The 12,812-nt window shown below is 74.0% G+C and carries 14 protein-coding genes and 1 riboswitch; of the genes, 4 read left to right on the forward strand and 10 right to left on the reverse strand.

Going from position 1 to position 12,812, the window contains the following annotated elements:
* Positions 1–96: 96 nt before the first annotated feature.
* The 10 genes from IH25_RS0119715 to IH25_RS42985 all read right to left on the reverse strand — a co-directional run bounded on the left by IH25_RS0119715 (position 97) and on the right by IH25_RS42985 (position 8,846).
* Positions 97–921, reverse strand: coding sequence for a TauD/TfdA dioxygenase family protein (locus IH25_RS0119715; RefSeq protein ID WP_030611813.1), 825 nt, complete (start codon positions 919–921; stop codon positions 97–99).
* Between the two features lie 54 nt (positions 922–975).
* A complete protein-coding gene (locus IH25_RS0119720; protein ID WP_030611816.1) occupies positions 976–2,073 on the reverse strand; it encodes an LLM class flavin-dependent oxidoreductase in 1,098 nt (365 codons plus the stop codon).
* Entirely contained in the window at positions 2,070–3,458 is a 1,389-nt protein-coding gene (locus tag IH25_RS0119725; protein WP_030611820.1) for an NtaA/DmoA family FMN-dependent monooxygenase, read from the reverse strand. Before IH25_RS0119725 ends, IH25_RS0119720 begins: the two co-directional genes overlap by 4 nt.
* A 21-nt stretch (positions 3,459–3,479) precedes the next feature.
* Positions 3,480–4,688 (reverse strand): LLM class flavin-dependent oxidoreductase, encoded by a 1,209-nt coding sequence (locus IH25_RS0119730; RefSeq protein WP_030611823.1) that lies wholly within the window; start codon positions 4,686–4,688, stop codon positions 3,480–3,482.
* A gap of 158 nt (positions 4,689–4,846) precedes the next feature.
* Positions 4,847–5,152 (reverse strand): putative leader peptide, encoded by a 306-nt coding sequence (locus tag IH25_RS43090; RefSeq protein WP_369405228.1) that lies wholly within the window; start codon positions 5,150–5,152, stop codon positions 4,847–4,849.
* On the reverse strand, positions 5,068–6,087 hold the full coding sequence (locus IH25_RS0119735) for an ABC transporter substrate-binding protein (RefSeq protein WP_030611826.1): 1,020 nt from the start codon (positions 6,085–6,087) through the stop codon (positions 5,068–5,070). The genes IH25_RS43090 and IH25_RS0119735 overlap by 85 nt, the downstream gene beginning before the upstream one ends.
* Positions 6,088–6,229: 142 nt before the next feature.
* Positions 6,230–7,213, reverse strand: a complete 984-nt coding sequence (locus tag IH25_RS0119740; RefSeq protein WP_030611829.1) for an amino acid ABC transporter permease — start codon at positions 7,211–7,213, stop codon at positions 6,230–6,232.
* A gap of 171 nt (positions 7,214–7,384) precedes the next feature.
* Complete coding sequence (locus IH25_RS41250; RefSeq protein WP_157846993.1) at positions 7,385–7,534, reverse strand: hypothetical protein; 150 nt, start codon at positions 7,532–7,534, stop codon at positions 7,385–7,387.
* 33 nt (positions 7,535–7,567) lie between these two features.
* A riboswitch (SAM riboswitch) is annotated at positions 7,568–7,678 on the reverse strand.
* Positions 7,679–7,755: 77 nt separating this feature from the next.
* Positions 7,756–8,643 (reverse strand): glutathione S-transferase C-terminal domain-containing protein, encoded by an 888-nt coding sequence (locus IH25_RS0119750; protein WP_030611831.1) that lies wholly within the window; start codon positions 8,641–8,643, stop codon positions 7,756–7,758.
* Between the two features lie 80 nt (positions 8,644–8,723).
* Positions 8,724–8,846, reverse strand: coding sequence for a putative leader peptide (locus IH25_RS42985; RefSeq protein ID WP_342447368.1), 123 nt, complete (start codon positions 8,844–8,846; stop codon positions 8,724–8,726).
* 129 nt (positions 8,847–8,975) lie between these two features.
* Here IH25_RS42985 and IH25_RS0119760 point away from each other — a divergent pair, with 129 nt between their 5' ends.
* The 4 genes from IH25_RS0119760 (at position 8,976) to IH25_RS0119775 (ending at position 12,809) form a co-directional block, all read left to right on the forward strand.
* A complete protein-coding gene (locus tag IH25_RS0119760) occupies positions 8,976–10,118 on the forward strand; it encodes an NAD(P)/FAD-dependent oxidoreductase (RefSeq protein ID WP_030611834.1) in 1,143 nt (380 codons plus the stop codon).
* Between the two features lie 38 nt (positions 10,119–10,156).
* Positions 10,157–10,459 carry a (2Fe-2S)-binding protein gene (locus IH25_RS0119765; RefSeq protein WP_030611837.1) on the forward strand — a complete coding sequence of 101 codons (303 nt, stop codon included), beginning with the start codon at positions 10,157–10,159 and terminating at the stop codon, positions 10,457–10,459.
* Positions 10,452–11,849, forward strand: coding sequence for an NAD(P)/FAD-dependent oxidoreductase (locus IH25_RS0119770; RefSeq protein WP_030611840.1), 1,398 nt, complete (start codon positions 10,452–10,454; stop codon positions 11,847–11,849). The genes IH25_RS0119765 and IH25_RS0119770 overlap by 8 nt, the downstream gene beginning before the upstream one ends.
* 63 nt (positions 11,850–11,912) lie before the next feature.
* Positions 11,913–12,809, forward strand: a complete 897-nt coding sequence (locus IH25_RS0119775) for a dihydrodipicolinate synthase family protein (RefSeq protein ID WP_030611843.1) — start codon at positions 11,913–11,915, stop codon at positions 12,807–12,809.
* The last annotated feature ends 3 nt before the right edge of the window (positions 12,810–12,812 follow it).

Here is a 12,812-nt window from a genome sequence, read left to right on the forward strand (position 1 = left end):
ACGGCATGGAAGCCACAGTCCGGCACCGGGGGGAACGGGCGCGGACGTCACCTACGGGGGAGGTGACGTCCGCGCCCACACCGCGTTCGTACCCGCTCAGGACGCGGTGCGCAGCGGCTCCACGCCGATGACCTTGCGGTAGACGCGGGCACCGTCGCCGTAGTCGTCGACGGCGTAGTGCCAGGTGGCCTGGTTGTCCCAGAGCACGAAGTCGCCGGGCCGCCAGCCGAAGCGGATCGTGTAGTCCGGCGAGGCGGCGTGCCGCAGGAGGTGGTCGAGCAGGACCCGGCCCTCCTGCACGGTGACGCCGGTGAGCCCGAGCGCGGAGGAGCTGAGGAAGAGCCCCTTGCGTCCGGTGAGCGGGTGTTCGAGGACGACCGGGTGCTCGGTGGTGGTCTCGTCCGGGGCGGTCTTCCGGCTGCCCTGCGCGTAGTTCTCCGGGTTGCCGTCGTACACCGCGTTGACGCCGGCCAGCAGCGTCTTGAAGGGCTCGGACAGGTCGTCGTAGGCCGCCTGGAGGTCGGCCCACAGGGTGTGGCCGCCGAGTTCGGGCACCTCGTCGTAGGTCAGTGACTCGATGGCGAAGGCGGGGCTGCGCCACAGGCCGCCGATGTGCCAGGTGCTGGCCTTGCCGGTGTGCCGCACGTTGTAGGGGTAGACCAGCGGGTGGTCCGGGTGGCGCTGGGCGGTGGGGTGGTCGAAGGGCTCGGCGAACAGCCGGACCGCCTCGACGTGCTGGGCGGGCGTCAGGTGCTGGTCGCGGAACACCAGCACCTTGTGGTCGCGGAAGGCCCCGCGCAGCGCGTCGGCGGTGGCCGCGTCGACGGGGCGGGTCAGGTCGACGCCGGTCACCTCCGCGCCGATGCGCGGGCCGGTCCGGTGGATGACGAGGTGGGTGCCGGGATCGGTGACGGTGGTCATGTCCATCTCCTCGGTACGAAGCTCAGGGGTGCGCTGGTGCGGACGTGCGGCGGCTCAGCGGCCGGCCGGCACGGGGGGCGGTGCGGGCGCCGGGCGGGGGACGACCGGGGCCCAGGGGAACGGCGGGTCGGGGATGTGGCGGCGCAGTACCGGGGCGACCTCGGACTGGAACAGTTCGAGGGAGTCGCGGTGGAGCGCGGGCGGCAGCCCGCCCGCGTCCGCCGCCACGTGCAGCACGGTGTGCCCGAACTCCTCGTGGTAGCGGTGCACCTTGTCGATCACCTGCTCGGGACTGCCGATCAGGGCCGAGCTGCGGGCGGCGAAGTCCTCCAGGGTCTCGAAGACCACGGGCAGGCCCGCCGCGCGTTTGAAGGCCAGGTCGGCCTCGAAGACCGGGCGGTACGCCGTCAGCGCCTCCTGCGAGGTGCGGGCGACGTACAGTCCGGCCGTGCCGGCGCCCACCGCGAGGTCCGCCGGGTCGTGGCCGTAGTGCTCCCAGCGCTCGCGGTAGTGGCGGATCAGCGCGGCGTAGGGCTCGATGGGGTGGGTGACGTTCGCCGAGAACAGCGGGTCGCCGTAGCGTGCCGCGAGGTCCACGGACGCCTCGCTGGTGGCGCTGCCGTGCCAGACCCGCACCGGCCGCTGGTACGGCCGGGGCCACACCTCGGCGTCCTTCAGCGGCGGCCGGAACCGGGTGTCGGCACTCACCTTGTCCTCGCGCCACAGCCGCCGGAACACCTCGTAGCTCTCGGCGTTGCGGGCCCACTGGTCCTCGGGGGTGACCTGGAACAGCTCGCGCTGCGCGGTGCCGTTGCCCTTGCCGATGATCAGGTCCAGCCGGCCGTCGGAGAGATGGTCCAGGGTGGCGTAGTCCTCGTACGCGCGGACCGGGTCGAGCAGGCTGAGCGTGGTGACGGCGGTGAACAGCCGGATGCGGCGGGTGAGCGCGGCGATGTGGCCGAGCACGACCGTCGGCGCGGAGGAGAGGAACGGCCGTTCGTGCCGCTCCCCCACGCCGAATCCGTCGAAGCCGAGTTCCTCCGCCAGGATCGCGTCGTCCAGCACCTCGCGGAACCGCTCGTGCTCCGTCTTCAGCTGGCCGGTGGCGGGGTCCGGCCGGCGCACGATCAGGGTGACGGCGAGGATCTTCACGACGCGGCCCGCTCGGCGCCGGCGGCGGTGCGCCGGCCGGTGTCGGGGTGGGCGAGGCCCAGGTGGTCGCGCAGGGTCGTGCCCTCGTAGTCGGCGCGGAAGACGCCCTGTTCCTGGAGCAGCGGGACCACCCGGTCGGCGAACGGGTCGAGCCCGCCGGGGGTGATGTGCGGGACGAGGATGAAGCCGTCGGAGGCGTCGGCCTGGACGAACTCGTTGATGATCCGCGCGACGGTGGCGGGCGAGCCGATGAAGGTCTGCCGGTTGCCGGTGTTGATGACCAGGTCGCGGATGGACCACTTGTTGGCCTCGGCGAGCTCGCGCCATTCGCGGGCGATGGCGACCGGGTCGCGGTACATCCGCACCTGGGCGCGGCCCCGGGAGATGTGTTCCTCGGCGACCACCGGGTCCACGTCGGGCAGCGGGCCCTCGGGGTCGTACGCCGACAGGTCCCGGTTCCACACGAATTCCAGGTGCTTGATCGCGGTGGCGCCGCTGACCTGCTGCCGGCGGACCTCGTGGGCGAGTTCGGCGGCTTCCTCGTCTGTGTCGCCGAGCACGAAGGTCGCGGCGGGCAGGATGAGCAGGTCCTCGGGGCGGCGGCCGTACTTGGCGAGGCGGGACTTGACGTCCGTGTAGAAGGCCTGCCCCTCCTTCAGGGTGGCGTACCGGCTGAAGATGGCGTCCGCGTCGGCGGCGGCGAACTCGCGGCCCTCGTCGGAGTCGCCGGCCTGGAAGATGACGGGGCGGCCCTGCGGGGAGCGCGGTACGTTGAACCGGCCCTCGATGTCGAAGTGCTGTCCCTGGTGCGTGAACGCGCCGGCCCGGGCGTCGCGCAGGAAGGTGCCGGTGGCCTGGTCGGCGAGGATCTCGTCGCCGTGCCAGGAGTCGAACAGCTCGTGCGCGGTGGCGAGGAACTCCTTGGCGCGGGAGTAGCGCTCCTCCTGCGGCAGGAACCCGCCGCGCCGGAAGTTCTCGCCGGTGAAGGCGTCCCAGGAGGTGACCACGTTCCACGCCGCCCGGCCGCCGGAGAGGTGGTCGAGGCTGGCGAACTGGCGGGCCACCTCGTACGGTTCGTTGAACGTGGAGTTGATGGTGCCGGTCAGGCCGAGCCGGTCGGTGACGGCGGCCAGCGCGGCGAGCACGGTGAAGGTGTCGGGGCGGCCGACCACGTCCAGGTCGTAGATCTTGCCGCCCTGTTCGCGCAGCCTCAGGCCCTCGGCGAGGAACAGGAAGTCGAACTTGGCGCGTTCGGCGGTCCGGGCGAAGTGCGCGAAGGAGCTGAACTCGATGTGGCTGCCGGCGGCCGGGTCGCTCCAGACGGTGGTGTTGTTGACCCCGGGGAAGTGGGCGGCCAGGTGGATCTGCTTCAGCGGCTTGCTCATGGTGGGGCGAATCCTCCCGGCTCAGGCGGCGGCGGTGGCGTAGCGGTTGGCAGGGCGGGCAAGGCCGAGGAGGCCGCGCAGGGTCGTGGCGTCGTAGGCGGTGCGGAAGCGCCGGCGGCGCTGGAGTTCGGGCACCAGGTCCCCGGTGATACGGGGCAGGTCGTGTCCGGTGACGGCGGGCCGCAGCCGGAAGCCGGTCAGGCCGCCGGTCGCCAACTCCTCCAGCAGGTCCGCGAGTTGACTGGCCGTGCCGGTGAAGACGCGGGTGTCGCTGCGGTACGGCTCGCCCGCGAGGGTGTCGAGCCGGTCCAGCCGGGCCCGGGCCGCGGCCTCGCTGTCGTCGAGGAGGACGACGAGGTCCCCGAAGACGTGCAGTGGCTCTCCGGCGCGGCCGGCCGCCTGCTGCTCGGCGCGGATCTCGGTGACGATGGCGCGGGCCTGGTCCGCGTCGTGCGGGGTGACGTAGCCGATGTCGGCCTGGCGGGCCACCAGCCGGTAGGGGACCGTCTGGTGGGCGAGGGCGGTGACCAGCGGCTGGCCCTGGGGCGGGCGGGGGGTGATGGAGGGGCCCTTGACGCTGAAGAAACGGCCCTCGAAGTCGATGTAGTGCAGCTTGTCCCGGTCGATGAAGCGGCCGGTCGCCGCGTCCCGGATCTCGGCGTCGTCCTCCCAGCTGTCCCAGAGGCGGCGGACGACCTCCACGTAGTCGGCGGCCTCGTCGAACAGCTCGGTGAACGGGTGGTGCGCGCCGGGGCCGTCGTGGGCGTCGGTCCGGCGGATGGTGCGGCGGCCGAAGTGGGCGGCCTCGTCGGGGCGGGCGCTGATCCGCACCCGCAGGCCCGCGCGGCCGGTGCTGACGTAGTCGAGGGTGGCGATGGCCTTGGAGATGTGGAACGGCTCGGTGTGGGTGGCCACCACGGTCGGGACCAGGCCTATGTGCCGGGTGAGCGGGGCGACGCGGGAGGCGATGAGGACCGCGTCGAGCCGGCCGCGGACCTGGTCGGTGCGCTCGTCGGGCTCGTGCCGCCGGGAGGACTGCGGGCCGAGGCCGTCCTCGATGGTGACGAAGTCGAGCAGACCGCGTTCGGCCTCGGTGATCTGGTCGGCCCAGTAGCCGGCGGTGAACAGGTCCCGGGGGCGGGCGACGGGCTCGCGCCATGACGCGGGATGCCAGCCGGTGCCGTCCAGGGCGACGGCGAGATGCAGGTGTGCGGAGGGAGACGGCGACACGTCGGTGCCTTCCTTGATGTCCGTACGTAGATGAGCGGCGCGCGGCGGGGCGCGGGCCGGGGTGCGCGCGGCGAGGGCCGCGGTGCACGCGGTGCGGGCCGTGCGGGCGCGCGCGGGGCCAAGCGGGGAAGCGGCCGGGCCGGGAGGCCGGGCGGAGATCAGTGGCGACAGAGCGCGGCGGACACGCGCTGGAGGTCTATGTGCGGCCGGGAGTGCAGCCGGACGGAGCGGTACGGGCGCGGCGGGCGGGACCGTTCGGGCACCCGGGTCACGGCCGTCACCTCCCTCCGTCGGTCGCGGCGGGCCGGTGCGGCGTCCGCCGGGTGGATCTCGTCACGACCCTCAACGCCCCGCCGCCGCGCGTTGTTCCCGGGCCGTGTCAGGAGTTGTCCAGGGGCAGGCCGGGCGGGTTGATCTCGGCCTTGGGCACGGCTTCGCTCGACAGGTTGTAGGCGGCGAGCCACTTGCCGTACTGCCCGTGCTCGATCAGGTGGTTGAGGGCGTCGGCGAGCGGCTTGGCCAGCCCGCTGTCCTTCTTGGCGGTGGCGGCGATCAGGCCCTGGACCGTCTCGCCGGCTCCGGAGAAGGTGCCCGCGCTGCGCGTGGGGTCGGGGGTGTGCGCGGTCTGCTTCGTCCGGTAGGCGACGGCGGGGTTGGGGCCGAGGTAGGCGTCGACCTTGCCGCCGCGCAGCGCCAGGTTGATGGCGTTCTGGTCCGGGAAGTACTTGACGGTGAGCTTCTTGCCCTCCTTGGCCAGCCGGGCCTTCCACTCCAGCAGGATCTTCTCCTGGTTGGTGCCGGCGCCGACGGTGACCGTCTTGCCGGCGAGGTTGCGGTAGTCGCCGTCGAAGTTCCAGGTGCTCTTCTTCAGTACCTCGAAGGCCAGGTCGTCCTTGCGGTAGGAGGCGAACTCGTACTTCTTCTTGCGTTCCTCGGTGACGGTGACGTTGGAGAAGGCGACGTCGTTCTTGCCGCTGTCGAGGCCGACGAAGAGGTTCTCCCAGGTGGAGTTGCGCAGTTCGGGCTTCAGGCCGAGCACCGCGGCCACCAGCCGGCCGAGGTCGGGTTCGGAGCCGGTGAGGGTCTTCTGGTCGCTGCCCACGAAGTTCAGCGGCGCGGAGCCGGAGGGCAGGGCGCCGATGCCGATGACGAGCTTGCCGCTCTTGCGGATCGAGGCGGGCAGCTCGGCGCTGATGGACTTGACCTCGGAGACCTTCAGTTCGACCGGCTCGGCTGCTCCGTTGGACAGCTGTCCCACGGTCACCGTGCCGGCCCGGTCGCCGGTGGTGGCGGCGTCGCTGTCTCCCCCGCAGGCGGCGAGCCCGCCGGCGAGGGAGAGGGTCGCGGTCGCCGCGGTGAGTCCGCGTACGAGACGGCGTCGGGAGAACTGGCTGGGCATGGCTGTCCTTGTCGTTCGGGTGCCGGGGCGTCGTGGGAACGGAGGTCGTGGGGATGGAGGTGGTGGGGATGCAGGTGGTGGGGACTGAGGTGGTGGGGCGGGTGCGGGTTCTTCGTGGGGGCGCACGGCGGTCATGCGGCGGTCATACGGCGGCTTCGCGGCGCAGCCGGGCCCGCAGCTCCGCGAGTCGGGCGCGCAGCCGCTGGAGCGGGGTCGGCGGCAGGGTGCGGGTGGCGCCGCGGGCGTAGTACCGCTCGACGTAGAACTGGGCGATGGAGACGGCGCTGGTCAGGATCAGGTACCAGACGGTGGCGACCATGAGCAGCGGCACCACGTCGCCGGGGTAGGTGTTGCCCATCGACTGCACCACGCCGAACAGGTCGAGCAGGGAGACGTAGAAGACCAGCGAGGTGCTCTTGATCAGGCCGATCAGCTGGTTGACGTAGTTGGGGGTGATGGACCTGAGGGCCTGCGGGAAGACGATCCTGCGGAACCGGTGGTGCCGGGGCAGGCCGAGCGCGGCGGCGGCCTCGTGCTGGCCCTGGTCGACGGAGAGGATGCCGCCGCGGACCACCTCGGACGCGTACGCCGCCTCGTTGAGGGTGAGACCGACGACGGCGATGGTCATGTCGGTGGCCAGCCGGGACTCGTCGAAGGTCACGAAGGCGGGGCCGAACGGCACCCCGAGGCTCAGGGTCTTGTAGAGGGCACTGAAGTTGTACAGGAAGATCAGCACCACGATCAGCGGGACGGAGCGGAGCAGCCAGGTGTAGGTCCAGCTGACCGCGCGCAGCACCGCGCTGCCGGAGAGCCGGCCGAGCGCGAGCAGGACGCCGCCGAGGAGTCCCAGTACGGCGCTGAGCGCGGTGACTTCGAGGGTGACGAGGAGCCCGTCGAGGACGGCGGGGCGCAGGAACCAGTAGCGGAAGCGGTCCCACTGGTAGAAGGGGTTCGTGGCCAGTCCGTGCAGGATCTGCGCGACGAGGACGAGGACGACGGCGGTGACGACCCACCGTCCGGGACGGCGCTGCGGCTGGACTCGCGGCGCCTGCTGTCTCTTTGACGGTGTGTCGGCTGGCGTGGGCGCCTCGGCGAGGGAGACGGCGGCGCCTGGGGGTTCACTCATGAGGGGCTCCGGCGGGATCGGACACCCCGGGCCGCGGCCGGGCGGACGCGCGCCGCGAGGGCTCTGGGGCACGGGGCGGCGCACGGGCCGGCGCTAGCCGGGGGCTGGGCGGACAACGGCACACCGGGCGAGCGGGGTGTGCGGCGGGAACGCGAGGGCGATGAGGAGCGGTCAGCCCTGGCGGCGGGCGATGCCCGGCGCGGTACACAGCGCGCTGTTCACCCGGAGCAGATCGACGGCACGGTCCGCGACCAGGAGACCGGCGTACGACGGCATGCGGCCCTGGGGGCGGCTCGGGGCCGTCCTGGAAGCTGCGTACATGGCGTCACCTGTCACTGTCGTGGCCCCCGGGGAGCCTCGCGCTTACCGAATGCGTCGTCCGGTCCGGTCGTCACCTGGGGCACCCCACCGCGGTGCGAGGGTTGCCGGTCAGCGAGCCAGGGCTTGGCGCTGACGCTCATGACCGTTCTGAGCCGTAAGTAAGGCAGTTGACCGTTCGAATGTCAACGCCCGTCCGTCCAGTGGACCCCGGCGGACCGCTCTCACCTGCGGCAGGCGCCCGGGGTGTGCGCGGCGTGGCTCGCCCAGTCCAGGATCTGGACGGCGGCTCCGGCGGCCTCCAGGCCCTGGCAGCGGCCGTGGTGGCGGCGGGCGATGCCGTCGAGGTCGAGATGGCGGCCGAAGGCCGGATGGGCGGCCAGCCGGCGGGCGTAGGCCCACAGCGCGCGGTGCCCGGCCACCCGGTGCACGGCGGAGGCGTCGAGATGGCAGCGGTGGACGGTGTCGAGCTGCACCAGGGACACCCACAGCTCGACGTCGGCGGCGGTGAGCCGGCCGTCGGCCAGGTACTCCTCGCCGCTCAGCCGGCGCTCCAGCCGGCCCAGGGTGTCCAGCAGGGTGTCGAGCGCGGCGGCCCGCTCCCGCGGTCCGGCGCCCGCCCGGCCGGCGCGCTGGGCGGCCTCCTCGATGCCCTCGGCGCACATCCGCTCCACCGCCTCGATCACGGACTCCAGGCCCGCCGGGTACAGGCCGGCGCGGTCGTCCGGGCGGAACCGGTCCAGGTCGCGCAGGATGTCGGGGGTGTGGGTGCTGACGATCCGTCCGGACCAGTCGTCGCTGAGCACGGGGCCGAGGGCGGGGCCGGTGTAGTGGTGGGCGCTCGCCTCGTACAGGGGGCGCAGCGCCGTGTGGCCGCCGTCGGGACAGTCGGGGACGGCGGGCAGGAGGGTGACCGGACAGCGGGCGTCCAGGCCGAGGAGGCTGTGACCGACGGCGAGGCGCAGCCCGTCGGGGCAGGCGGTGGACAGGTGGATCCGGTAGCGGTGCGGCACGGCGTAGTGGCCGCTGCGCGCGTCCCGGCCGATCCGGCCCCGGAAGAGGGGGGCGGTGCGGTGGGCGGGCCGGACGGCGGCGAGCGGAGTGATGGACATGCGTCTCCCCGGGTGGTGGGCGTGCGGACGGGCGCTCCGGCACGGGCGACGGCCGGCCGGCGGGGGCCGAGGGGCCCGGTTCAGCGGTGGCGGCTGATCGCGCTGCAGACACGCTGGAGGTCGATGTGACGGCGGGAGGTGAGCAGGGGCGCGCGCGACGGGGTCCGGTCCGATCGGCCGGTGCCCGGTGCGAGGCGCGCCATGTTTTCCTACCTGTTCACTAGGATTCCCTCCCTGGAGTGTCGATCGGGCTCCGTACGACGTCAAGGGGGCGTCCACGCACCGGAGTCAGGGGTCTCCTCATCGTGAGAAACATGTGACATAGTACTGCCGTGGCGAAGCGGCTGACCTGCGATGTCGTGGTCGTCGGAGCCGGGATGGCGGGCGCCGCCTGTGCGCTGTACGCCGCCCGGGCCGGCCTGGAGGTACGGGTGGTGGACCGGGGCCCGGTGGCCGGCGGCACCACCGGAGCGGGCGAGGGCAACGTGCTGGTCTCCGACAAGGAGCCGGGCCCGGAGCTTCGACTGGCCCTGCTGTCGGCCCGGTTGTGGGCCGGGCTGGCCGAGGAGCTGGGCGCCGCGATCGAGTACGAGCCCAAGGGCGGCCTGGTGGTCGCCTCGACGCCCGGCGCGCTGGCCGCGCTGCGGGACTTCGCCGCCCGCCAGCGCTCCGCCGGTGTCACGGCCATACCGGTAGCGGACAATCAACTCACGGACTTCGAACCGTATCTGGCGCCCGGGATGGCGGGCGGGGTGCACTATCCGCAGGATGCCCAGGTCATGCCCGCGCTGGCCGCCGCCCACCTGCTCCGCGCCTCCGGCGCCCGGTCGCACCCCGGGCACACGGTGACCGGGGTGCTGCGCACGGCGGGCGGCACCGTGTACGGCGTCCGCACCGACCGGGGGGACATCCACGCCCCGGCGGTGGTGAACGCGGCCGGTGTGTGGGGCGGTGATCTCGCGGCACTCGCCGGAACCCGGCTGCCGGTGCTCCCCCGGCGCGGTTTCGTCCTGGTCACCGAGCCGCTGCCGCGCCGGGTCCGGCACAAGGTGTACGCCGCCGACTACGTGGCCGACGTGGCCAGCGACTCGGCCGGGCTGCGCGCCTCGCCGGTGGTGGAGGGCACGGCGGCCGGGCCGGTGCTGATCGGCGCCACCCGGGAACGGGTGGGCTTCGACCGCTCGCTGTCGCTGCGCGCGGTCCGGGCGCTCGCCGCCGGAGCCGTCGGGCTGTTCCCGTTCCTCGGGCGGGTCCGCGCGCTGCGGACGTACGCGGGCTTCCGGCCGTATCTGCCCGACCACCTGCCGGCGATCGGCCCCGACCCCCGGGCGCCCGGCCTGTTCCACGCCTGCGGGCACGAGGGCGCCGGCATCGGACTCGCCCCGGCCACCGGGCTGTTGATCGCGCGGGCGCTCACCGGGAGGGCGCCGGAGTTCGACCTCACGCCGTTCCGTCCGGAGCGGTTCGGCACATGAGGACCGAAGCGGTTCGACACGCGAGGAGGACACGACCGGTGAATCCCCTGGAGCCGACGCGGGCCCGGCCGGGCCCTGACGCCACCGCCACCTTCGACGGCATGCCCCTGCGGGCGCTGCCCGGCCAGACGGTCGCGGCGGCGCTGTGGGCGGCGGGTGTGACGGCCTGGCGCGGCACGCGGGGCACCGGCGAGCCGCGCGGGGTGTTCTGCGGCATCGGGGTGTGCTTCGACTGCCTGCTGGTTGTCAACGGCCGCCCCAACCAGCGGGCTTGTCTGGTGCCGGTGCGCCCGGGAGACGTGATCCGCACCCAGCGGGGGACGGGCCGGGACGATGACTGAGCGACCGCGGCTCGCCGTCGTCGGCGCGGGCCCGGCCGGCCTCGCCGCGGCCCTGACGGCCGCCGCACAGGGTGTCCGGGTGCTCTTGGTCGACGCGGCCGAGCAGGCCGGCGGGCAGCTCTACCGGCAGCCGGCCGCCGGCGCCGGCCCTCACCGCCCGCGCGCCCCGCACCATGGACGGCGCACCTGGGAGCGGCTGCGGACCGGCCTCGACCGGCACCGCGCGGCCGGCCGGATCACCCACCTGACGGACCATCATGTGTGGTGTGTGGCAGGCGAGTACGGCTCGGCCGGGTTCACCGTGTACGCGCTGCGCGGCCCCGGGCAGGAGGAGGGCGTCACCGTCCGCGCCGACGCGGTGGTCCTTGCCACCGGCGGCTATGAGCGGGTGCTGCCCTTCCCCGGCTGGACGCTGCCCGGGGTCGTCACGGCGGGCGGCGCGCAGGCCATGCTCAAGGGGCAGCTGGTGCTGCCCGGACGGACGGCCGTGGTCGCCGGGACCGGGCCGCTGCTGCTGCCGGTGGCGGCCGGGCTCGCCGCGGCCGGTGCCCGGGTGGCGGCGCTGGTCGAGTCCGCCGGTCCTGCCGAACTGGCGCGCCGGGCGCCGGCCCTCGCCGCCCAGCCCGGCAAACTCGCCGAGGGCGCCGGGTACGCGGCCCGGCTGCTGCGGCACGGGGTGCGCGTCCTGACCCGGCACACGGTCCTGGCGGCGCACGGCGCCGAGCGGCTGGAGGCGGTGACGGTGGCCGCGCTCGACCGGACCGGACGCCCGTACCCCGGCACCGCCCGCCGGGTGCGCTGCGACACGCTCGCGGTGGGCCACGGACTGCTGCCGCACACCGACCTCGCCGAGGCCCTCGGCTGCGCCCTGTCCGGCACCGCCGTACGGGTCGACGCCGAGCAGCGCACCGACGTGCCCGGCGTCTGGGCCGCCGGGGAGACCACCGGCGTCGGCGGCGCGGCGCTCGCGCTCGCCGAGGGGCACATCGCCGGGCACTCGGCCGCCGCCCGGCTGTACGGCACCGTCCCGGACCCGCGCCGGTGGGCCGCCGCCGACCGGGCCAGGACGCGGGCGCGCGCGTTCGCCGCGGCCCTGGACGCGGTGTACGCCCCGCCTTCGGGGTGGGCCGACCGGCTGCCGGACGAGACGGTGGTGTGCCGGTGCGAGGAGGTCACCGCCGGGCGGGTGCGCGAGGCGGTCGGCACGCTCGGCGCCGGCGACGCGCGCACGGTGAAGCTGCTCACGCGGGCCGGGATGGGCTGGTGCCAGGGCCGGATGTGCGGGCCGGCGGTGGCCGGCCTGACGGGCTGCCCGCTCGACCCCGGACGCCGGCCGTTCGCCCGGCCGGTACCGCTCGGCGTCCTGGCCGAGCTACCGGACACGGAGTAAGCGCCCACGACAGTGCCATGTCACACCTTATGAACGGCTACTCACCGAGAATGGGGACCTCTGATGTCCGATCTGCCGCACCGCCCCTGGCACGGCGTCCTCGTCGCCACCGCCCTCCCCCTCCGCGACGACCTCTCGGTCGACTACGACCGCTACGCCGAGCACTGCGCCTGGCTGGTCGCGAGCGGCTGCGACGGCGTCGTACCGAACGGCTCGCTCGGCGAGTACCAGGTGCTCACCCCCGAGGAACGGGCCCGGGTGGTGGAGACCGCCGTGGCCGCGGTCGGCGGGGAGCGGGTGATGCCGGGCGTGGCCGCGTACGGCTCCGCGGAGGCCCGCCGCTGGGCCGAGCAGGCAGCCGCGGCCGGCTGCGCGGCGGTGATGCTGCTGCCGCCCAACGCCTACCGCGCCGACGAGCGTTCCGTCCTCGCCCACTACACGGAGGTCGCCCGGGCCGGCCTGCCGGTGGTGGCGTACAACAACCCGGTCGACACCAAGGTCGACCTGGTGCCCGAACTCCTCGCCCGGCTGCACGGCGAGGGGCTGGTGCAGGCCGTCAAGGAGTTCTCCGGCGATGTGCGCCGTGCCTGGCGGATCGCCGAACTCGCCCCGGAACTCGACCTGTTGGCCGGTGCCGACGACGTGCTGCTGGAGCTGGCGACGGCCGGCGCCAAAGGCTGGGTGGCCGGCTACCCCAACGCGCTGCCCCGCGCCTCGGCGGAGCTGTACCGTGCGGCGGCGGCCGGCGACCGGGCCACCGCGCTGCCCCTGTACCGGCAGCTGCATCCGCTGCTGCGCTGGGACTCCAGGACGGAGTTCGTCCAGGCGATCAAGCTCTCCATGGACCTCGCCGGACGGTACGGCGGCCCGGTGCGCCCGCCGAGGATGCCGCTGCTGCCCGAGCAGGAGGCCGCGGTCCGCGCGGCCATGGAGAAGGCCCTGGCCGCGGGACTGGTCTGACGA

It is taken from the genome of Streptomyces achromogenes subsp. achromogenes (genome assembly GCF_000720835.1).
Taxonomy (GTDB): domain Bacteria; phylum Actinomycetota; class Actinomycetes; order Streptomycetales; family Streptomycetaceae; genus Streptomyces; species Streptomyces achromogenes.